This window comes from Vannielia sp., assembly GCF_029212645.1.
Classification (GTDB): domain Bacteria; phylum Pseudomonadota; class Alphaproteobacteria; order Rhodobacterales; family Rhodobacteraceae; genus Vannielia.
This window is the reverse complement of sequence record NZ_JARGND010000017.1, coordinates 43,929-64,957: the sequence shown is the minus strand read 5'-3', so window position 1 is coordinate 64,957 and position 21,029 is coordinate 43,929. Positions and strand designations below refer to the sequence as shown.

The following is a 21,029-nucleotide window of genomic DNA, read 5'->3' as shown; positions in this document are numbered from 1 at the left end:
CGACCTTTACCGACAGCTCGCTGACCTCCAATGACGGCCCCGTCACCCATATCTTCGAGCTGGTGGTCACCGATGACGACAGCGCAGCTTCGGTCGCCGACAGCGTCACCATCACCATCACCCCGCCGGCGGATACAGAGCCTCCGGTCATTGCGAGTGTTGCGGATATTGCGGTGGACACCGATGCAGGGGTCAACACGGCCTCAGTCGTGCTGACCGCCACGATCACCGACAATTCGGGTGAGACCATTCTTCCGGTCTTCTCGGTCGACAGCACCGTTATCACCAGCCCTTATGATTTTCCTGTCGGTGCCACGACCGTCGTCGTTGACGCTCAGGACAGCGCGGGGAACGACGCGACGCCACAAACATTTGTGGTGACCGTGACGGATACGACACCTCCGCAGGCGCCGGTCGTTGTAACAGTGGTCGACAGTCCAGACGGCTACGTTGACCTTGTTGCTACTGCGGAACCGGGCAGCACCGTAACCATAACTCTCCCCGATGGCAGCACCCAAAACGCGACGGCAGACGATGGTACTGGAACGTTCACCATTACCTCCGATACGCCGCAGCAATCGGGGGTGATCACACTGGTCGCAACCGACCCATTGGGGAATGTTTCCGCACCCACGCAGATCAACTTTGAAGGTGATGATACTGCACCGACGATCTCTATTGCTGCGTTGAGCGGGCCGACCAACGGGACCTATACCGCCACGATCACCCTGTCTGAGGACAGCCCTGGCTTTGACGTTACCGATCTGACGCTCAACAATGCAACGGCAACCCTGACCGGCTCGGGAAGCAGCTATACCGCGACACTGACGCCAACCGCCGATGGCACCGTTTCCCTGGCTGTTGCCGCAGGCACGTTCACCGACGCCGCCGGCAACAGCAACCGTGCCTCAAACACGGTTAGCGCAGTTGTTGACGCGTCCGCTCCAACGGTCAGCATTTCCGGTGCGCCCGAGGCTCTTGCGGGCAGCAGTTCGCTCACCCTCACTGTCACTTTCTCTGAGGCCGTCACGGGCTTTATTGCCGCCGACGTCAACGCAACCAATGCCACGGTGACCGGTTTGAGCGGCAGCGGCGCAACCTATGTTGCAACGTTGCGCGCATCAGGAGCCGGGAATGTTCAGGTGTCTGTTCCTGCCGATGTTGCCGCCGATGCGGCTGGAAATGGCAATCGGGCGTCCAATCAGGTCGTTATTGCCGACTTCACTGTAGAGCAGACACAGGAATTGATTGCGTCTTACATGCAGACCCGCGCCAACCAGCTGATCGGCAACCAGCCCAGCTTGATACCCTTCCTGTCAGGCGACTCTCGGGGGAAATTCAACTTCTCTGCAACGCGAGGGGCCGGCAGTTTCGACATTGCCACCGGTACGAACTACCCGGTCTGGGCTCAGATCAAAGGGTCGTGGACGACCGACGGTGACAGCGAAAGTGAGTACGTGTTCGGCGCCCTGGGCGGCCACCAAGCCATACATGAAAACCTGTTGGTTGGCGCAATGCTTCAATTCGATCACCTGAGCGAAGACACTGGCAATTCGGCGGTGAGTGGCTCGGGCTGGATGGTCGGCCCCTACTTCGTGGCCCAAAGCGCTACCCAACCGCTCTATTTCGAGGGTCGCTTGCTTTATGGCGAAACCAGTAACAAGATTTCCCCTTTCGGAACCTATGAAGATAGTTTCGAAACCACGCGTATGCTGGCTCAATTGAAGGTCGCTGGAGAGCTTTCCAATGGCACAACGACCCTGACGCCCTTCCTTGACGCGTCTTACACCACCGACGACCAGAACAGTTATATCGATAGTCTGGGCAATGCCATTCCCGAACAGGGAATCTGGCTCGGGCAGATCGAGGTGGGTATGGATTTCAGCACCATGATGCCAGCCATCACGGGCGATCTGGAACTCTGGGGGGGGGTCTCGGGCATCTGGTCACATATCGGTGGCAGCGGGTTCGCCTCCACGATCAGCCCCGATTACGAGGGTGGCCGGGCTCGGGTTGAGCTGGGCATCAACCACCAGAGTTCAGCTGGCTACAACTTCACGGCGGCAACCTACTATGACGGCATCGGCGTAAGCGATTATGAAAGCTATGGGCTGAGTCTGGGCTACAAGATGCAGTTCTGATCTGGGAAACGGGGTCTTTGGGGCTGTCGTTTTAAGCTCTGTGGACACTCATCTCGATGCGATCAAAGGTGCTGCACCGGTTCGGCAAGCATGTTGAGCCGTGTTGCTATGCTTCTGAACCCCATGGTTTTTGCGAAGCGGATGTCGAGCAAATGTTGCCCCGAGCGTCGATTGACCCGCGACAGAAAGTACCGGCGGGGCAGGGCGCGCAGCTGGCAATCCTTCGCGTATGCATGGAAAGAGGTGCGAAACCATCTCATGCGCTGATCTCAGGCGGCGGGTTAGAAACAATTTGCGCGAGCCCCGCAGGTTACAACGCTTGACTTATCCGCCGCGATACCCCATTTGCCCTTCAGACGCTGCGCTGCCGCGTGAGCAAGCCGCGCCCCTTTGACGGGCGCATCAGTGTCAACCTTTCAGGTTCCCCATCACGCAGGGTTCTTGGCGATGGTCGGACAGGCGGGAAACGCCTGCCTGTCTTGAGGCCTCGCAGCCCCGCTATACCCCGTGCGCCCTGCGCCGGGGTCCATGCCGCGCCATGATGGTTGCGGTGACAAAGGATATAAATTTGTTCGATTTCGAAATGCTCGGCCTTGCGCCGGAACTGACCTCCGCGCTTTCCCGTGCCGGGCTTAAGCAGCCCACTCCGATCCAGAACCAGGCGATCCCACTTGCGCTGGAAGGCCACGATGTGATGGGCCTTGCCCAAACCGGCACTGGCAAAACCCTTGCGTTTGGCCTGCCGCTGGTCGAGCATCTGCTCGCCGAGCCGGGCAAACCTGCGCCCAAGACCACCAAGGCGCTGATCCTCGCGCCAACCCGCGAGCTGGTGAACCAGATCGCCGAGAGCCTGCGGATGCTCACCGCCGACACCCGCATCAAGATTGCCTGCGTTGTGGGCGGCCAGTCCATCGGACGGCAAATCTCGGTGCTGTCGCGCGGGACCGATATTCTCGTGGCCACACCGGGCCGCTTGATGGACCTGATGGACCGGGGCGCGGTTTCGCTGTCGTCGGCGCGCCATCTGGTGCTCGACGAGGCGGATCAGATGCTCGACATGGGCTTCATCCACGCGCTGCGCAAGATTGCGCCCAAGCTGGCGTCGCCGCGCCAGACCATGCTGTTTTCGGCCACCATGCCCAAGCAGATGGAGGAGCTTTCACGCGCTTACCTCACCAACCCGCGCCGGGTGCAGGTGTCGCCTCCCGGCAAGGCCGCCGATAAAATCACCCAATCGGTCCACTTCCTTGAAAAGCCGCATAAGCCCACGAAACTGCGCGAAATTCTCGCCGCAGACCGGGATGCGCTGACACTGGTTTTCGCCCGCACCAAGCACGGTGCCGAGAAGCTGATGAAGGGCCTTGTGGCCGATGGTTTCAACGCGGCCTCGATCCACGGCAACAAGAGCCAGGGTCAGCGTGACCGCGCCATCAAGGGCTTCCGCGATGGGCAGATCAACGTGCTGGTCGCCACCGATGTGGCGGCGCGTGGCATTGATATTCCGGGCGTTTCCTATGTGATCAACTATGAGCTTCCCGAGGTGCCTGATAACTACGTTCACCGCATTGGCCGCACCGCGCGGGCCGGGCGCGAGGGCGAGGCGATTGCCTTTTGCTCGAACGAAGAGGCCGATCTGCTGTACCAGATCCAGAAGTTGATGAAGATCGAGATCCCGGTTGCCAGCGGCGACAGCCCGCTTAACGGCAATGGAGATCGCCCGCCGCGCGCCGCTTCGCGCCGTCGTGGCGGCGGTGGAGGGGGCGGTGGCCGTGGTGGCCCCGGTGGCGGGCGCAAGCCACAGGGCAAACCGCAGGGCAAAGCCATTGGTGGGAATGGCGGCGGCGGAGGCAAGCCGGGCGCTGGCAAGCGTCGGCGCACCCGTCGGCCCGCAGCATAAGGCGGGGCGATGAGCGGCGAGAGCGACGACTGGGTTTATGACGAGGCCTCGGGCGAATGGCGCCCGGCCTCCGAAATGGCAGCAGAGGCCGAGGCGGCGAAGGCGGTGTTTGATTTCGCCGGCAACAAGCTGGTCGATGGCGATCAGGTGACGTTGATCCGTGACCTCAAGGTCAAGGGCGCAGGCCAGACCCTGAAGCAGGGCACGGTGATCAAATCCATCCGTCTCACCGACAACCCGGATGAGATCGACTGTCGCCATGACAGCATCAAGGGCCTCGTGTTGCGCACCGAGTTCGTGCGCAAGCGCTAAGCGTGGCTTTGGTGCGCGGCCCCATCGACCGCGCACCGCACATTTGCACCATTGCCAGCCCGCGCTGGCCGCCTATCTTGGGCGGCAAGCGAAAGGTACGTGATGACCTCTGACAACTCCGCGCTGCTTGTGGCGCATGGCAGCCCCTCTGACCCGGCGGGCCAGGAGGCGGCGCTGGCGGCCCTTGCCGCCAAGGTGCAGGCGCTGGCCCCGGGCTGGCGCGTTGGCGCCGCCACGCTGGCCGCCGAGGGCGCCTTTGATCGCGCGGTGGCACAGCTGGGCCGCCCGCTGATCTACCCCTATTTCATGGCCGAAGGCTATTTCACCCGCCGGGTGCTGGCCCCGAAATCCGCCGCTCTGAGCCTCACCCAGGCCGCGCCTTTTGGGGTGGAGCCTGCGCTGATTGGCGTGGCGGCGACGCGGCTGGCAGAGGTGGTTGCAGCGCAGGGCTGGGCGGCGTCTGAAACCCAGTTGCTCATCGCGGCCCACGGCAGCGCAGTGTCCAAACGCTCGAAAGACAGCGCCTATGCCTTTGCCGAGGCGCTGAAAAATGCAGTTGGCTTTGCCTCGGCAAATGTTGGGTTGATCGAAGAACCCCCCTATCTGGCCGAGGTCGCCAAAGGCATGGGCCGGGCGGTTTGCCTGCCTTTTTTCGCGCTGTCCTCTGGCCATATCGAGCAAGACGTGCCCGAAGCGCTCGCCAATGCGGGCTTTTGCGGGCCGGTCCTGCCGCCGTTCATCGACTGGCCGGAAACACCGGCGCTGATCGCCCGTCACCTGCTGGCGCGTTAGCGCCGCTTCAAGCGGGCGGGGTGGCCGGGAGGGTGAGGGTGAAGGTGGTGATCCCACTGTCGCAGTCCACCCCAAGCCCGCCGCCATGGGCGCGCGCAATGGCGGCGGCAATATGCAGCCCAAGGCCAAGGCCGGAGTTGTCCTGGTCGCTGCCCCGCCGGAACGGCTGAAACAGGGCGCGGCGGCTCTCTTCGGGGATCGCTTCGCCGCTATTGGCCACCGCGATGGTTATTTCCTCTCCCACGGGCCGCGCGGTAACGGTGATCGGGCTTTCGGGGGCGCCATGTTCAACCGCGTTGGACACAAGGTTTGAAACCGCCTGTGCCACCCGCGCCGGATCACAGGCCAGCGCCGTGCCCAGATCAAGATCAAGCTCGATCTGCCGCTCAGGCGCGGCCATGCGGATCTCTTCCACCACATGGGCCAGCGCGTCGCCCAGGGGGGCGTTTGGTTGCGGGGAAATGGTGATGCCGCCGCCCAGCCGGGATTTGGCGTGCAGCATCATATTGTCGACCAATTCGTGCATCCTGTGCAGCGAGGCGCGCATCAGCGACAACAACAGGTTGCCCCGTTCCGAAAGCGGTTCCTTGCCAAGCAGCCGCACCCCCGATTGCAGCGCCGCCACCGGGTTGCGCAGATCATGGCCAAGGATCGCGACAAACTCCTCCTGTATCTGCGCCAACCGGCGATCGTGCTCGGTGAGCAGTTCCTGCGCTTCCAGCCGCTCTTCGGTTTCAAGCGTGCGCCCGATCAGGTCTGCGAACATTTTGAACATTCCCAGCAGGCGCGGGGTTTTCACCTCCTTGGGGACGGTATCAATGGCGCAAAGGGTGCCGAAAAAGCTGCCATCGCCTCGGAAGATCGGCACCGAAACATAGCTGACAATGCCAAACGCCACGGCAATCGGGTGGTGCTTATAGTCTGGGTCAGTGTCCACATCGCCAAAGATCACCATTTCCGAGGTGTCGCGGACGGTTTGGCAGAAGGTCGAGCCGATCTCGATCTCGTCGCCCGAGTTCAGGCCAAAGTCCACCTCATCCACCGTGCGGCAGGCGACCCAGCGATCAGCCGTCACCCGCGCCACGCCGGAAAAGCGCATTCCCGTTGCAAGGATCACCGTTTCAAGGATGGTGCCAACCAGATCGCTGCCCGTGAGCCGCTCAATGTCGCCCTGAAAATCATGAGTGCCAGCCAGATAGGCCGCGTGATCCTGAAGCTGTTGGCCGCTACCCTGTTGATCCATCCCGATATTCCCTCGTTGCTCGCGTTGGAAGTTTGGCTTTAAGCCGGGCTTGGTTCAAGCGAAAGTGCAATCCGGGCAGGCGCGATGCCGGGGGGAGGGGCCTTGCCGCACAAACATCCCCGGCAGGCGGGCTGAAATTCTCCCGGTCAGCCCCCTTTTATCTCCAGCCCGGCCCCTGTACGCCTCATACATCGACCATTTTCAGGAGGCCAAGCCATGCTGCGCAATGACCAGCTCGATCAGTGGGACCGCGAGAACTTTTTTCACCCATCGACCCACCTGGCGCAGTTCGCCCGCGGTGAGGTGCCCAACCGGATCGTCACAGGCGGGCAGGGCTGCCATATCGAGGACCGTGACGGAAACCGCCTGCTGGATGCCTTCGCTGGGCTATACTGTGTGAACGTCGGCTACGGCCGCCCCGAGATCGCCGAGGCGATTGCCGCGCAGGCCCGTGAGCTGGCCTATTACCACGCCTATGTGGGCCACGGCACCGAGGCCTCGATCACGCTGGCGCAGATGGTGCTGGAGCGTGCGCCAGAGGGCATGAGTAAGGTCTATTTCGGGCTTGGCGGCTCTGACGCAAACGAGACCAACGTCAAATTGGTATGGTATTACAACAACATCCTTGGCCGCCCCGAGAAGAAAAAGATCATCTCGCGCTGGCGCGGCTACCATGGCTCTGGGCTGATGACAGGTTCGCTCACGGGCCTTGAGCTGTATCACAAGAAGTTTGATCTGCCGCTGGCGCAGGTGCTCCATACCGAAGCCCCTTATTACTACCGCCGCCCCCAGGGAATCGAGAGCGAAGCCGCCTTCACCGCCCATTGCGTGGCAGAGCTGGAGGCGCTGATCGAGCGCGAGGGCCCTGATACCATCGCCGCCTTCATCGGGGAGCCGGTGCTTGGCACAGGCGGGATCGTGCCGCCGCCCGAAGGCTATTGGGACGCCATTCAGGCGGTGCTCGCCAAGCATGACATCCTGCTCATCGCTGATGAGGTCGTCACCGGCTTTGGCCGCCTGGGCTCGATGATGGGGTCCACCCACTACGGCCTCAAACCTGATCTCATCACCATCGCCAAGGGTCTCACCTCGGCCTATGCGCCGCTTTCCGGCTCCATCGTGGGAGACAAGATGTGGAAGGTGCTGGAGCAAGGCACCGATGAGAACGGCGCCATCGGCCATGGCTGGACCTATTCGGCCCACCCGATTGGCGCGGCAGCCGGGGTGGCCAATCTCAAGCTGGTGGATGAGTTGGGGCTGGTCGAGAACGCCGGAACCGTTGGCGCACATTTCCGCGCCGCGCTGGTGGATGCGCTTGGCGAGCACGCGAACGTGGGCGAAATCCGGGGCGAGGGGATGCTGGGCGCGATCGAGCTTGTGCGCGACCGTGACAGCCGCAGCCATTTTGAAGCCTCCGAGGGTGTCTCCTACAAGGTGGTTTCGGCGCTGCTGGAGCGCGGCGTGATTGGCCGTGCCATGCCGCAGGGCGATATCCTTGGCTTCGCCCCGCCGCTTTGCCTGACAGCCGCAGAGGCCGAAGAAGTGGCCCTCAAAACTGGTGAAGCGGTGCGGCAGGTTCTGGGCTAAAAACGGCCCACGATCCAATACCCGACCCGAAACAATGAAGGGCGGTGCCGTAAGGCCCCGTCCAAAATTTTGCGGACAGGCCAAGGGCTTACTCGCTGGAGTTGATCCGTTACAGCTGGCCCACAAACAATTGCTTCGCGCAGCGCGGCCCGCATCATTGCCTCCCTTGGCCACCACTTCAAGCCCGCCGCCAGTTGATTGTGTTCGGCGAGGCTTAGCAGCCAAACCGCCCCGGCGCGATCTCTGCCGCAAGAGCGGCGTCCTCGGGCGCATCGCCGCGCACCAGATCGGCCACCAGCCGCCCCATCGCGGGCGCGGTTTGCACCCCGGTGCCCCCGTGCCCGCCCATCCAGAAAAAGCCCTCCGCCGCCGGATCAAACCCTACCACCGGGGCGCGGTCTGGCGCGAATGTGCGCAAGCCCGCCCAGCGGCTCTCCAACCGTCGCACCTGCACATCACAGGCCTGCATGGCCCGGTCAACGCCAACCGCCAGATCAAGCTCCTCTGGCTGCGCATCACAAGGGGGCGAGGGGGTTTCATCGGCCAGCGAAATCATCAGCCGCCCGGCCTCGGGCTTGAGGTAAAACTCTTCATCGGCGTCCACGATCATCGGCACTTTGCCTATGTCGAGCCCCTCGGGCGCGGCCACCGTGCAGGCGCTGCGCCGCATCGGCGTAAAGCCCAGCGGCGCCACCCCGGCCAGCTTGGCCACCTCATCCACCCAAGCCCCGGCGGCGTTCACCACCACCCTGGCCCGCAGGCTGCCCTTGCTCGTTTCCACCTGCCAGCCGGGCGAAAGGCCTCGCACCTCGGCCCCTGTCATCACCACCGCGCCGCGGGCCTTGGCGAGGCGCAGGTAGCCCTGCATCAAGGCGTGCACATCAATGTCCGAGGCCCCCTCGTTCCACGCGGCACCGGCGGCGTAGCCCTTGCGGATCAGCGGCACCTCGGCTTCCAACTCTGCGCCGCTCACCTGTGGCAAACTTTTCGGCAATGAGGCCAGTTGGTCTTCTCGGGCGATAAAAACAAAGCCCCGTGGCGAGAGCAGCGTGCCAAACCCCTCGGGCGGCGCGGTGAAGAAATCCGCTGATTGCAGCGTCAGCTCCTGCATCGGCCCGCTGCCGTAATTGGGGGCAAACAGCGCCGCAGACCGGCCAGAGGCGTGATAGCCCGGCTGGTCTTCGCGCTCGATCAACACCACGCTTGCATCCCGCGCCAGTTCCGCCGCGGCCGCCACGCCGGCAACGCCGCCGCCAATCACCGCTACATCGAATGTTTGTCCTGTCATATCAGTAGCCTAGCTTCGCTGCGGGCAAAGCACCACCTCAGTGCCCCATGCCTCACATTTTGTTTCAAGATCGCCGCCCAAGCCTTTGTCGGTAAAGAAACAATCGACACGAGCGAGCGAGGCAATGCGGGCAGGCGCTGTGCGATGAAACTTCGAGTGATCCGCCACCAGAAAGCTGCGCCGCGACTGGCGCAGAATCGCCTGGCTCACGCCCACCTCCTGAATGTCAAAATCGAGCATATCTCCCTGCGGATCAATCGCCGAGCAGCCCACCACCGCCAGATCAAACTTGAATTGTTCAATGGTTTCCGACGCAAGCTTGCCCACCAGCCCGCCATCAGAGCGGCGCAGGCTGCCGCCGGTCACAATGATCTCACAGTCCGAGTTTGCGGCAAGGATATTGGCAACGTTCATGTTGTTGGTCACCACCAGCAGGTTACGATGGCCCATCAGGGCCTTTGCCACGGCCTCGGTGCTGGTGCCGATATTCAGGAAAATACTCGCATTTTCAGGGATTTGCGAAGCGCAGCAGCGGGCAATCGCCGCCTTGGCGCGGTGATTCAGCGACCGCCGCTCCTCATAGCCAATGTTATGGGTGCCCGAAGGCGGGATCGCCCCACCATGCACCCGTTCGATCTGCCCCGCTTCGGCCATATCCGACAGGTCGCGGCGGATGGTTTGCAGCGTGACTCCAAAATGCTCGGCCAGCCCATCGACCGTCACCTTGCCGTCCCGGCGCAGGATTTCAACGATCTCAGGGCGGCGAAAGGCCTGATTCATGGTGGGCTCACTGGCTTGCGAATTTTCGTTTCTTTTCGCATGGGGGGCAGGGGCGGGCAACGGTTTTTGAACGCTATCAAAGGCCGGAGAGTGCAAGGCCCTATATTTGCTGCGCTGCGGCGTTGGTTTACCCTAGTGCAGCAAGCCCATGATCTTGCGGGGCTTTCCGAGAAGCGAAAACAAACGAACATTTTCTGCTTTCGCTTCCCCCCGACTCGCCTCATAATCGGACCCGCACAGGTGGGGAGGATCATGTGTCTGATGACGCGGCACAAAAGCTGGTAGACCTGTTCGTGATCGGCGGCGGCATCAACGGTTGTGGCATCGCGCGGGATGCGGCGGGCCGGGGCCTTTCGGTTACGCTGGCCGAAATGGGCGATCTGGCGCAGGCGACCTCCTCCTCATCAACCAAGCTGTTCCACGGCGGGCTGCGCTACCTTGAATACTTCGAGTTTCGCTTGGTGCGAGAGGCGCTGGTGGAGCGTGAAGTGCTGCTGCGCAACATGCCCCACATCTCGTGGCCCATGCGTTTTGTGCTTCCTTATCATAAGGATATGCGCTTTGAGGCCGAAACGCCTACCTCCCGCCTGTTGTCGCTGGTCATGCCATGGATGAAAGGGCGCCGCCCGGCGTGGCTGATCCGCCTTGGCCTGTTCCTTTATGATCATCTCGGCGGTCGCAAGCTGCTGCCCGGCACTGAAACCCTCGCCTTGCCCGGAACGCCCGAAGGCGCGGCGCTGCAACCGCGCTTTGAGCGGGCCTATGAGTATTCCGACTGCTGGGTCGAGGACTCGCGCCTCGTGGTGCTCAACGCCCGTGATGCCGAAAGCCGGGGCGCAACCATCCACACCCGCACCAAGGTGATTTCGGCGGGGGTCGAAGACGGCCATTGGCGGATCGAAACGCAAAATTGCGAAAACGGCGAAACCGCCACCCACCACGCCCGCGTGGTGGTGAACGCCGGTGGCCCCTGGGTTGGCCAGATTCTCAGCGAAACGATCCAAACCAACAGCAACGAGGGTGTGCGGCTGGTGCGTGGCTCACATATCGTCACCCGCCGCCTCTACCCGCATGACAAGGCCTATTTCTTCCAGGGCGAGGACGGGCGGATCATCTTTGCGATCCCCTATGAGCAGGATTTCACCCTGATCGGCACCACCGAAAGTGCGCATGAAAACCCCGATGAACCGCCCCATTGCACCGATGCCGAGCGGGACTACCTGATCGCCTTTGCCAACCGCTACCTTGCCGCGCCCATCAGCGCCGAGGACGTGGTTTGGAGCTATTCCGGCGTCCGCCCGCTTTATGACGATGGTGCAAGCTCGGCCACGGCGGCCACGCGCGACTATACCCTCAAGGTGGATAAAACGGCGGGCGCCCCGGTGCTCAACATATTCGGCGGCAAGATCACCACCTACCGCCGCCTCGCGGAATCCGCCTTGGAAAAGATTGCAACGCATTTCCAGGGGCTTGGCGGGAAGTGGACGAAGGATGCTCCACTCCCCGGCGGTGATTTCCCGGTCGAGGGCGTGGCCAAGCTTACCGCCCGGCTCCACGCCGATTACCCCTTCCTCACCGCGCCCCACGCCGCCCGGCTGGTGCGCGGTTATGGCACCGAGGCGTGGCAAATCCTGGGCGAAGCGCGCAGCCTTGAGGACCTTGGCGAGGCTTTCGGCGCCACACTCACCGAGGTCGAGGTTACCTGGCTCCTCACCCATGAATATGCCCGCAGCGCCGAAGATATCCTTTGGCGGCGCAGCAAGCTTGGCCTGCGCCTTACCCCCGATGAGGCGGCGGCGCTCAAGGCCCATGTCGCAACCCGGATCAAAGCCCGCAGCGCCGCGGCTGCGGAATAAGGAGAGAACACCGTGCTGGACCTCAAATCCGTGACCAAGGTGGTGGGCCGTAACACCCATATCCACCCCACGGACCTCACGCTGCAAAAAGGCACGATGAACGTGCTGCTTGGCCCCACCTCGTCGGGCAAGACCAGCCTCATGCGGCTGATGGCGGGCCTCGATCAGCCTAGCGAGGGCCGGGTGTTTTGGGATGGCGTGGATGCGACGGGGATGCGCGTGCAGGACCGTCAGGTGGCGATGGTCTACCAGCAGTTCATCAACTACCCGTCGATGACGGTTTATGACAATATCGCCTCCCCGCTGCGCCTTCAGGGCAAGGACAAGGCCGAGATTGACGCAGCGGTGCATAAAACCGCCGAGATGATGCAACTCACCCCCATGCTGGCGCGCAAACCATTGGAGCTTTCGGGCGGGCAGCAGCAGCGCTGTGCGCTGGCCCGCGCATTGGTGAAGGGCGCAGGGCTGGTGCTGCTTGATGAGCCGCTCGCCAACCTTGATTACAAGCTGCGCGAAGAGATGCGGGTTGAAATCCCGCGCATCTTTGAGGAGTCCGGCGCGATCTTTGTTTATGCCACCACCGAGCCGGAAGAGGCGCTCTTGCTGGGCGGCAATACGGCGACCCTCTGGGAGGGGCGCGTCACCCAGTTTGGCCCCACGGCGCAGGTTTATCGCCACCCGGTGGATGCCACCACTGCGCGGGTGTTCTCTGACCCGCCGATGAACTTTTTGCAGGTCTCAAAAACCGGCGGCAAGCTGATGTTTGGCGATGGTCAGGCTACCGCCGCCACAGGCAAGCTGGCCGAGGTGCCAGATGGTCGCTACATGGCCGGGTTTCGCCCCAACCATCTGGAAATATTGCAACATACCGAAACCGCGATGCGCTTTGAAGCGCAGCTTTCCGTGACCGAGCTCACCGGGTCAGAGACCTTTGTGCATCTCGATCATCACGGCGAGCGCTGGGTGGGGCTGGTGCATGGGGTGCATGATCTGGCCCCCGGTGCGCCGCTCGATGTCTGGCTCGACCCGAGCCATGTGTATGTTTTTGATGAAACCGGCGCATTGGTGGCCCCTGCCGCCTATGCCGTCGCCGCCTGAGGGGAGGGGACCATGGCCCGGATCACGCTCGACAATCTCGCCCACAGCTACCTCACCGCGCCGACGAGCGAGGATGATTTTGCGCTGAAAGAGTTGAACCACGTTTGGGAAGACGGCGCCGCCTATGCCCTGCTCGGTGCTTCGGGTTGCGGCAAGTCGACCCTGCTCAACATCATCTCGGGCCTGTTGCAGCCCTCGCGCGGGCGCATCCTGTTTGATGACCGCGATGTTACGCACGCGCCCACCGCCGAGCGCAACATAGCGCAGGTGTTCCAGTTCCCCGTGGTCTACGACACGATGACGGTGCGCGATAACCTCGCCTTCCCGCTGCGCAATCGCGGACGCGATGAGGCCTATGTAGCCGAGCGGGTGGGGGAGATTGCCCGGATGATCGGCATGGAGGCCGATCTTGACCGCAAGGCGCGGGGGCTGACGGCGGATGCCAAGCAAAAGATCTCGCTGGGCCGGGGCATGGTGCGCAAGGACGTGAATGCGCTGCTGTTCGATGAGCCGCTCACGGTGATTGATCCGCACATGAAGTGGGAGTTGCGCACCCAGCTAAAGCAACTCCACCATGACTTTGGCCACACCATGATCTACGTCACCCATGACCAGACCGAGGCGCTCACTTTCGCCGATAAGGTGGTGGTGATGCACGATGGCCGGGTGGTGCAGATCGGCACACCCGAAGAGCTTTTCGAGCGGCCTGATCATACCTTTGTGGGCTACTTCATCGGCTCGCCGGGGATGAATGTGATCCCCGCCCGGGTCGAGGGCAACCGCGCCTATATCGACGGGGCCGAGCTGGTATTGGCGCAGGGCTACGGCCCGCTGGAGGGCAATGTCGCACTTGGCGTGCGGCCCGAATATGCCAGCCTTTCCGCGACCGAGGGCCTGCCCGTGAAGGTGCGCCGGGTGGAAGACGTCGGCCGTCACAAGATCGTGCGTGCCGAGTGTTTTGGCAATGAGATCAACGTGATCGCCGGAGAGGGTGATGGGATCTCAGAAAATATGACCAGGGTCAAATTTGATCCGGCGCATGTGAACGTCTACGCGAATGACTGGCGTGTCAGCCCGGAGGTGGCGCCATGAGCTTGCGCGCGCGCATGGCAATCGTCTTGCCCGGCTTCAGCCGGGCAGCGGCCGACCTCCCCCCGGAGGCCGCTTTGGTGATGTCTCCAGCAAAAGGCGCGGCATTCATGCTTGCGGGCGCACGCACTGGCCAAAGGGCTTGCAAACGGCCTCTAGGTCGGCCGCTACCCGGCTCACGATACACCGCCCCCAAAGGAGCCGCCTGATGGAAAAGACCACCAACCACAAGGCATGGTTCCTGGTTCTGCCGGTGCTGATCCTCGTCGCCTTCTCTGCCGTGATCCCACTCATGACCGTGGTCAATTATTCGGTGCAGGACACCTTCGGCAACAACCAGTTCTTCTGGGCGGGGCTGGAATGGTTTGATGACATGCTGCACTCCGAGCGCATGTGGTCCGCCCTCTGGCGGCAAATGGGATTCTCGGCGATCATCCTCGCCATCGAGGTTCCGCTGGGCATTTTCGTGGCCCTCAACATGCCTAAAAAGGGCTTCTGGGCCTCGCTCTGCCTGGTGCTGATGAGCCTGCCGCTGCTGATCCCATGGAATGTGGTTGGCACCATCTGGCAAATCTTCGGGCGGGTCGATATTGGCCTGCTGGGTTACACGCTTGATGCCATCGGGATTGATTACAACTATACCCGCGATGTGCTTTCGGCCTGGATCACCGTTGTCGTCATGGATGTCTGGCACTGGACCTCGCTGATCGCGCTGCTTGCCTACGCGGGCCTGCAATCCATCCCCGATGCCTTCTACCAGGCCGCCAAGATCGACCAGGCCTCGCGCTGGAAGGTCTTCCGCTTCATCGAACTGCCCAAGATGCAGGGCGTGCTGATGATCGCCATCCTGCTGCGCTTCATGGACAGTTTCATGATTTATACCGAGCCTTTCGTCGTTACCGGCGGCGGTCCGGGCAATGCCACCACCTTCCTGTCGATTGACCTTGTGAAAATGGCCATCGGCCAGTTTGACCTTGGCCCGGCTGCCGCCTTCTCGATCATGTATTTCCTCGTAATCCTGCTGGTGAGCTGGGTGTTCTACACCGTGATGACCAACCTCGAAAAACGGGACGGCCTGAAATGACCGATGCAACCCTGAACACTCCCGCCAAAGCCGCACCAAAGATCCGGGTCAAAGGGTCTGCCGTGGTGATGGGCCTTTACCTGCTGTTCCTGCTGTTGCCGATCTACTGGCTGCTGACCATGAGTCTGAAGACCAATTCTGAAATTCTCGGAGGTTTTTCGCTTTGGCCGCAAGATATCACGCTGGCCAACTACATGGTCATCCTGACAGACCCAAGCTGGTATATGGGCTACGTCAATTCGCTGATTTACGTGGTGATGAACACGGTGATCTCCATCGCCGTTTCGCTGCCCGCCGCCTATGCGTTTTCGCGCTACCATTTCCTTGGCGACAAGCACTTTTTCTTCTGGTTGCTGACCAACCGCATGGCCCCGCCTGCCGTGTTTGCGCTGCCGTTCTTCCAGCTTTATTCGTCGGTCGGCCTGTTTGATACGCATATCGCGGTGGCGCTGGCCCACTGCCTTTTCAACGTGCCGCTGGCGGTGTGGATCCTTGAGGGCTTCATGCGCGGCGTCCCGAAAGAAATCGACGAAACCGCCTATATTGATGGCTACTCCTTCCCGCGCTTCTTTGTGAAAATCTTCATGCCTTTGATCGCCTCGGGCATCGGCGTTGCGGCCTTCTTCTGCTTCATGTTCTCGTGGGTCGAGCTGCTGCTCTCGCGCACCCTCACCACGGTCGATGCCAAGCCCATCGCCGCCACCATGACGCGCACGGTTTCGGCCTCGGGCCTCGACTGGGGCGTGCTCGCTGCTGCCGGGGTGCTCACCATCGTGCCGGGCGCCTTGGTGATCTACTTCGTGCGCAACTACATCGCCAAGGGCTTCGCCCTGGGGAGGGTGTGATGCAAGCAAATCGTCTCAACCCAAGCCGGGCAGCGGCCGACCTGGAGGGCGCATGTGCTCCCGTCGGCCAGCGCCAGCACTCAAAAGCATCCATTGCGGGCTTGTTACGCACGACATCGCCGAAGCGGCCTCCGGGGGAAGGTCGGCCGCTGCCCGGCTTGGGCCGGGCGCGACATCACCAACCAACCCCGCGAAACACCGAAGGGAGCCACTAACATGGACTGGATGGCATGGACCTGGCCCACCGCGATCTTCTTCATGGTCATCGCGACCCTGCTGATCATCTTCACGGTGCTCGCTATCAAGTTTCCGGAGACACCCCGCAAGGGCGTGCTCCAGATCGAAACGACAAGGGGCGACCGCCTCTTTATCACGCTTCTCGGCTCGGCCTTCATCAACCTGGCCTGGCTTGGATTGACCGGCATCGCCCAACCCTGGGCGCTGGTTCTCTGCCTGATCTACGCCGCAGCGGTGTTCCGCTGGGTCTAGCACAGGAACGACGGCCGCCCAGAAGGCGGCGTTTCATAACCCCTAGGGAGGAGACATCATGAAACTTACTTTCAGATCAACCACGGCGCTGGCGCTGGCCATGGGGCTTGCGGCCCCGGCCTTTGCCGGAATGGACGAGGCCAAGGCCTTCCTCGACGCCGAAATCGGAGATCTTTCCACGCTCAGCCGCGCCGACCAGGAGGCCGAGATGCAGTGGTTCCTCGATGCTGCGGCACCGATGGAGGGGATGGAGATCAAGGTGGTCTCCGAAACCATCACCACCCACGAGTATGAGAGCCAGGTGCTCGCCCCCGCCTTCGAGGCGATCACCGGCATCAAGGTCACCCATGACCTCATCGGTGAGGGCGATGTGGTGGAAAAGCTGCAAACCCAAATGCAGTCCGGCGAGAACATCTATGACGCCTACGTTAACGACTCTGACCTGATCGGCACCCACTGGCGCTACCAGCAGGCCCGCAGCCTGACAGACTGGATGGCAAACGCCGGTGCCGATGTGACCTCGCCCACGCTGGACCTCGATGATTTCATCGGCACCCAGTTCACCACCGGCCCGGATGGCGACCTCTATCAACTGCCCGACCAGCAGTTCGCCAACCTTTACTGGTTCCGCTACGATTGGTTCACCGATCCCAAATCCATGGCCGACTTCAAGGAAGCCTATGGCTACGACCTTGGCGTGCCGGTCAACTGGTCGGCCTATGAGGACATCGCCGAGTTCTTCACCGGGCGCGACATGTCTTACGCGGGCGGCCCCGACAGCGGCGTCTTCGGCAACATGGACTACGGCAAGAAAGACCCTTCGCTCGGCTGGCGCTACACCGATGCGTGGATGTCCATGGCTGGCATGGGGGACAAGGGCGAGCCAAATGGCCTGCCGGTCGATGAGTGGGGCGTTCGGGTCAACGACAAATCCCAACCCGTCGGCTCCTGCATGGCCCGTGGCGGCGCAACCAACGCGCCCGCTGCTGTCTATGCCGTTGAAAAGGCGATTGAATGGCTGCAAAAGTACACGCCGCCTGCGGCTCAGGGCATGACCTTCGGCGAGGCCGGTCCGGTGCCGAGCCAAGGCAATATCGCCCAGCAGATGTTCATGTATACCACCTTCGTGCCTTCACTGGTCGAAGAGGGTCTTCCTGTCATGAACGACGATGGCACGCCCAAGTGGCGCCTTGCCCCGTCGCCCCATGGCGCTTACTGGGAAGAGGGCATGAAGATCGGCTATCAGGACGTGGGGTCCTGGACGCTGTTGAAGTCCACCCCCGATGACCGCGCCAAAGCGGCCTGGCTCTATGCCCAGTTCGTCACCTCCAAAACCGTGGACGTGAAGAAAAGCCACATTGGCCTGACCTTCATCCGCGAAAGCTCGATCGCACATGACAGCTTCACCGAGCGCGCGCCCAAACTGGGTGGTCTGGTCGAGTTCTACCGCTCGCCAGCCCGCGTCCAATGGTCGCCCACCGGCACCAACATCCCCGACTACCCCAAGCTGGCACAGCTCTGGTGGCAGAATATCGGCGATGCGATGTCTGGCGCAAAAACCGCTCAGGAGGCGCTGGATTCGCTCTGCGCCGATCAGGAAAAGGTGCTGGAGCGGCTTGAGCGCGCAGGCGTTCAGGGTGAACTTGGCCCGGTCATGAACGAGGAAGTCGATCCGGCTGAATGGCTCGCCAAATCGGGCGCACCCAAGGCCAAGCTCGACAATGAAGACCCAGAGCCGATGACCGTCAACTACGACGAGCTTATTGCCTCCTGGCAGTAACCTATCAAGCCGGGGCTGCCCTCACAGGTGGCCCCGGCATTTCTCCCGTCCCCCAAGCCACTCATCCGCCCTTCGAGGCGTCTTCGCAGCGGCGATGATGGCCCATGGGGCCTGAAGAGCCTCCCCCGGTGACGCGAGAGGCCCTTGCCGTTAGACTCTCCAAACAATCACCCGAGGGAGGACCGCCCATGACCTACATTCTCGCCATTGACCAAGGCACCACGTCCTCCCGCGCCATCCTGTTTGACGAGCACCTCAAGGTCAGCGCCACCGCACAGGAAGAATTCACCCAGCACTTCCCCCAGTCCGGCTGGGTCGAACATGACGCCGCCGATCTTTGGACAACCACCGCCGCCACCTGCCGTGGTGTGCTCGAAAAGGCCGGGGCCAGTGCCTCGGATATCGCCGCCATCGGCATCACCAACCAGCGTGAAACCACCGTGGTATGGGACCGTCATACCGGCAAGGCCGTCCACAACGCCATCGTCTGGCAAGACCGCCGCACCGCCGATTTTTGCCGTGATCTCAAAGGGCAGGGGCTGGAAGCTCAAGTGACCAAAGCCACCGGCCTGCTGCTTGATCCCTACTTCTCGGCGACCAAGCTGGCTTGGGTTCTCGAAAACGTCGAAGGCGCGCGCGCCGGGGCCGAAGCCGGCGATCTGCTGTTCGGCACGGTGGATGCGTGGATCATCTGGCACCTCACCGGCGGCATATCCCACGTCACCGACGCCACAAACGCCGCCCGCACCATGCTTTATGATATCCGCAAAGGCGCGTGGTCTGATGAGATGTGCGACATGCTCGACATCCCGATCAAAATGCTGCCCGAGGTGAAAGACAGCGCCGCCGCCTTCGGCACCACCCGCCCTGATCTGTTCGGCGGGCGCGAAATCCCCATCCTTGGCGTCGCCGGAGATCAGCAAGCGGCGACGGTGGGGCAGGCCTGCTTTCAACCTGGCATGATGAAAAGCACCTATGGCACCGGCTGCTTTGCCCTGCTCAACACCGGCTCAGAGCCTGTTTTCAGCAAAAACCGCCTGCTCACCACCATCGCCTACCAACTTGATGGCAAGCCGACCTATGCGCTCGAAGGGTCGATCTTTGTGGCCGGGGCGGTTGTGCAATGGCTGCGCGATGGGCTGAAAATGATCCGCGATGCAAGCGAAACCCAGCCGCTGGCTGAAACTGCCGATACCGCGCAAGGGGTGGTCATGGTGCCTGCCTTCACCGGCCTCGGCGCGCCCTATTGGGAGGCCGATTGCCGTGGCGCGGTCTTCGGCCTCACCCGCGCCACCGGCCCCGCCGAACTCGCCCGCGCCGCGCTTGAAAGCGTGGGCTACCAAACCCGCGATCTGCTGGAAGCGATGAAGGCCGATTGGCAAGGGACAGGCCAAACCGGCGGTGAAACGGAGCAGCGCGACGGGACTGTCAGTCCAGCGACCCTTCGGGTTGACGGGGGTATGAGCGCCTCTGACTGGGCGATGCAGTTTTTGTCCGATATCATCGGTGCCCCGGTTGATCGTCCTCGCGTGCTCGAAACCACCGCCATGGGCGCAGCCTGGCTGGCCGGGCAGGCGGCAGGGGTTTACCCCGATCAGGCGGGTTTTGCCGAAACATGGGCGCTTGAGCGCAGCTTTCAGCCCGAGATGAGCGCTGAGGAGCGGGACGAAAAATATACCCGCTGGAAACGCGCCGTCGCCGCCACGATTTCTTTCTAGGCCCGCGGCCGCCGTGCGCTGCACGGGGCTTTACCGGTAGTTTGCGGGCCAGCCACCGGGCGGCGACTGGCCGCATAATCAGGCGACCAAGGTTACCGTGGAGGAGAAGAACATCGCCTGGCTGACAGCAAGGCGCACCTGCTCTTCAGTGTAGGGCTTGGTGATCAGGAACACCGGCTCGGGCTTGGCTCCGGTCAGCAAACGTTCGGGGAAGGCGGTGATAAAGATCGCCGGCATCTCACCAAACTCGGCCAGAATATCATTCACCGCATCAATCCCTGACGAGTTGTCAGCGAGTTGAATATCGGCCAGCACAAGATCCGGTTTTTCCTGCTGGGCAAGGCTGACAGCCCCCTTATGGGTGCGGGCAACGCCGGTGACCAGATGGCCCATATCGGAAACCACGCTCTCAAGGTCCATGGCGATAATCGCCTCGTCCTCGATGATCATCACCTTACCGGTGATCGACTTGGCCATCTCTTCCTGCGCGGTAATCACCATCTGCTCTGCCTCTTCTGCCGAGTTGCCGGTGATCTCGCCGATCTGGCTGTAGCTGAACTGCTCGATGGTATAGAGCAATAGGGCTTCACGGGTGCCGGGGGTGAGCGGGGCCATGTGCTTTTGGGCCTGGGTGGCGGTGAAATTACTATCGTCGACGCCCTCAACCGGCGCGCCAGAGCTTGTCCAGATCGCGTGAAAGGCGGCAAACAGCGTCACCCTTGGGCTGCGAGACCGATCCCCCAGTTCGGGGTCTTCCAGCATCGCTTCAAGGGTGGCGGCAGCATATGCATCACCGGTTTTCTGGCTTCCCGTCAACGCCCGTGCGTAGCGCCGCAGATATGGAAGTTCGCGTGCGATGCCATCGGCAAAGCTCTCGGTTTGTGCACTGTTCATTCGCAATGACCCTGTTTTTATTGATCCCTCTGCAACCGAACGCTAAAAAAAGCGATTGGTTCCAAACTTTTTTGGAACCTGCGCGGTTTTTACGGGTTGAACAAGCGTCTAATAAGGTAGCCTCCATGGGGCTGGG

17 protein-coding genes are annotated in these 21,029 nt (G+C 62.0%); 13 read left to right on the top strand and 4 right to left on the bottom strand.

Annotated features, from left to right (window positions below; translation table 11 throughout):
* The 4 genes from P1U55_RS07685 to P1U55_RS07670 form a co-directional block, all read left to right on the top strand.
* A partial coding sequence (locus tag P1U55_RS07685) for an Ig-like domain-containing protein (protein ID WP_301046952.1) occupies positions 1-2,141 on the top strand: 2,141 nt, incomplete at its 5' end.
* 568 nt (positions 2,142-2,709) lie between these two features.
* Positions 2,710-4,038: a DEAD/DEAH box helicase gene (locus tag P1U55_RS07680; protein ID WP_301046951.1), complete on the top strand. Its 1,329-nt coding sequence runs from the start codon at positions 2,710-2,712 to the stop codon at positions 4,036-4,038.
* 9 nt (positions 4,039-4,047) lie between these two features.
* Entirely contained in the window at positions 4,048-4,350 is a 303-nt protein-coding gene (locus P1U55_RS07675; RefSeq protein WP_301046950.1) for an alkylphosphonate utilization protein, read from the top strand.
* Between the two features lie 102 nt (positions 4,351-4,452).
* Entirely contained in the window at positions 4,453-5,142 is a 690-nt protein-coding gene (locus P1U55_RS07670; RefSeq protein WP_301046949.1) for a CbiX/SirB N-terminal domain-containing protein, read from the top strand.
* Between the two features lie 7 nt (positions 5,143-5,149).
* On the opposite strand, the gene P1U55_RS07665 is transcribed toward P1U55_RS07670, so the two are convergent.
* Positions 5,150-6,385: a GAF domain-containing sensor histidine kinase gene (locus tag P1U55_RS07665; RefSeq protein ID WP_301046948.1), complete on the bottom strand. Its 1,236-nt coding sequence runs from the start codon at positions 6,383-6,385 to the stop codon at positions 5,150-5,152.
* Between the two features lie 216 nt (positions 6,386-6,601).
* On the opposite strand from P1U55_RS07665, the gene P1U55_RS07660 reads away from it, so the two are divergent.
* Positions 6,602-7,972, top strand: a complete 1,371-nt coding sequence (locus P1U55_RS07660; RefSeq protein ID WP_301046947.1) for an aminotransferase class III-fold pyridoxal phosphate-dependent enzyme — start codon at positions 6,602-6,604, stop codon at positions 7,970-7,972.
* A gap of 214 nt (positions 7,973-8,186) precedes the next feature.
* On the opposite strand, the gene P1U55_RS07655 is transcribed toward P1U55_RS07660, so the two are convergent.
* Both P1U55_RS07655 and P1U55_RS07650 read right to left on the bottom strand, forming a co-directional pair.
* On the bottom strand, positions 8,187-9,260 hold the full coding sequence (locus tag P1U55_RS07655; protein ID WP_301046946.1) for an FAD-dependent oxidoreductase: 1,074 nt from the start codon (positions 9,258-9,260) through the stop codon (positions 8,187-8,189).
* A 9-nt stretch (positions 9,261-9,269) separates the two neighbouring features.
* Complete coding sequence (locus tag P1U55_RS07650; protein WP_301046945.1) at positions 9,270-10,040, bottom strand: DeoR/GlpR family DNA-binding transcription regulator; 771 nt, start codon at positions 10,038-10,040, stop codon at positions 9,270-9,272.
* Positions 10,041-10,294: 254 nt separating this feature from the next.
* Between P1U55_RS07650 and glpD the strand changes: the two genes are divergently transcribed.
* The 8 genes from glpD to glpK all read left to right on the top strand — a co-directional run bounded on the left by glpD (position 10,295) and on the right by glpK (position 19,999).
* A complete protein-coding gene (gene glpD, locus P1U55_RS07645; protein ID WP_301046944.1) occupies positions 10,295-11,896 on the top strand; it encodes a glycerol-3-phosphate dehydrogenase in 1,602 nt (533 codons plus the stop codon).
* Between the two features lie 12 nt (positions 11,897-11,908).
* Positions 11,909-12,994, top strand: a complete 1,086-nt coding sequence (locus P1U55_RS07640; RefSeq protein WP_301046943.1) for an ABC transporter ATP-binding protein — start codon at positions 11,909-11,911, stop codon at positions 12,992-12,994.
* A 12-nt stretch (positions 12,995-13,006) separates the two neighbouring features.
* Positions 13,007-14,086 carry an ABC transporter ATP-binding protein gene (locus tag P1U55_RS07635; protein ID WP_301046942.1) on the top strand — a complete coding sequence of 360 codons (1,080 nt, stop codon included), beginning with the start codon at positions 13,007-13,009 and terminating at the stop codon, positions 14,084-14,086.
* Positions 14,087-14,291: 205 nt separating this feature from the next.
* Positions 14,292-15,167, top strand: a complete 876-nt coding sequence (locus tag P1U55_RS07630; protein ID WP_301046941.1) for a carbohydrate ABC transporter permease — start codon at positions 14,292-14,294, stop codon at positions 15,165-15,167.
* The gene (locus tag P1U55_RS07625) at positions 15,164-16,012 is read left to right on the top strand and encodes a carbohydrate ABC transporter permease (protein WP_301046940.1); all 849 of its coding nucleotides are present in this window, start codon (positions 15,164-15,166) and stop codon (positions 16,010-16,012) included. The genes P1U55_RS07630 and P1U55_RS07625 overlap by 4 nt, the downstream gene beginning before the upstream one ends.
* Positions 16,013-16,228: 216 nt before the next feature.
* Positions 16,229-16,501, top strand: coding sequence for a DUF2160 domain-containing protein (locus P1U55_RS07620; RefSeq protein ID WP_301046939.1), 273 nt, complete (start codon positions 16,229-16,231; stop codon positions 16,499-16,501).
* 58 nt (positions 16,502-16,559) lie between these two features.
* Positions 16,560-18,281 (top strand): ABC transporter substrate-binding protein, encoded by a 1,722-nt coding sequence (locus P1U55_RS07615; protein ID WP_301046938.1) that lies wholly within the window; start codon positions 16,560-16,562, stop codon positions 18,279-18,281.
* A gap of 188 nt (positions 18,282-18,469) precedes the next feature.
* The gene (gene glpK / locus P1U55_RS07610) at positions 18,470-19,999 is read left to right on the top strand and encodes a glycerol kinase GlpK (protein ID WP_301046937.1); all 1,530 of its coding nucleotides are present in this window, start codon (positions 18,470-18,472) and stop codon (positions 19,997-19,999) included.
* Between the two features lie 78 nt (positions 20,000-20,077).
* Here the strand turns inward: glpK and P1U55_RS07605 are convergent, their stop codons facing one another.
* Complete coding sequence (locus P1U55_RS07605; RefSeq protein WP_301046936.1) at positions 20,078-20,893, bottom strand: response regulator; 816 nt, start codon at positions 20,891-20,893, stop codon at positions 20,078-20,080.
* Positions 20,894-21,029 lie beyond the last annotated feature (136 nt).

Coding starts and splice junctions, on each gene's coding strand:
- P1U55_RS07675 (WP_301046950.1), top strand. CDS start 4,048: ATGAGCGGCGAGAGCGACGACTGGGTTTATGACGAGGCCTCGGGCGAA.
- P1U55_RS07670 (WP_301046949.1), top strand. CDS start 4,453: ATGACCTCTGACAACTCCGCGCTGCTTGTGGCGCATGGCAGCCCCTCT.
- P1U55_RS07665 (WP_301046948.1), bottom strand. CDS start 6,385: ATGGATCAACAGGGTAGCGGCCAACAGCTTCAGGATCACGCGGCCTAT.
- P1U55_RS07660 (WP_301046947.1), top strand. CDS start 6,602: ATGCTGCGCAATGACCAGCTCGATCAGTGGGACCGCGAGAACTTTTTT.
- P1U55_RS07655 (WP_301046946.1), bottom strand. CDS start 9,260: ATGACAGGACAAACATTCGATGTAGCGGTGATTGGCGGCGGCGTTGCC.
- P1U55_RS07650 (WP_301046945.1), bottom strand. CDS start 10,040: ATGAATCAGGCCTTTCGCCGCCCTGAGATCGTTGAAATCCTGCGCCGG.
- P1U55_RS07635 (WP_301046942.1), top strand. CDS start 13,007: ATGGCCCGGATCACGCTCGACAATCTCGCCCACAGCTACCTCACCGCG.
- P1U55_RS07630 (WP_301046941.1), top strand. CDS start 14,292: ATGGAAAAGACCACCAACCACAAGGCATGGTTCCTGGTTCTGCCGGTG.
- P1U55_RS07625 (WP_301046940.1), top strand. CDS start 15,164: ATGACCGATGCAACCCTGAACACTCCCGCCAAAGCCGCACCAAAGATC.
- P1U55_RS07620 (WP_301046939.1), top strand. CDS start 16,229: ATGGACTGGATGGCATGGACCTGGCCCACCGCGATCTTCTTCATGGTC.
- P1U55_RS07615 (WP_301046938.1), top strand. CDS start 16,560: ATGAAACTTACTTTCAGATCAACCACGGCGCTGGCGCTGGCCATGGGG.
- glpK (WP_301046937.1), top strand. CDS start 18,470: ATGACCTACATTCTCGCCATTGACCAAGGCACCACGTCCTCCCGCGCC.
- P1U55_RS07605 (WP_301046936.1), bottom strand. CDS start 20,893: ATGAACAGTGCACAAACCGAGAGCTTTGCCGATGGCATCGCACGCGAA.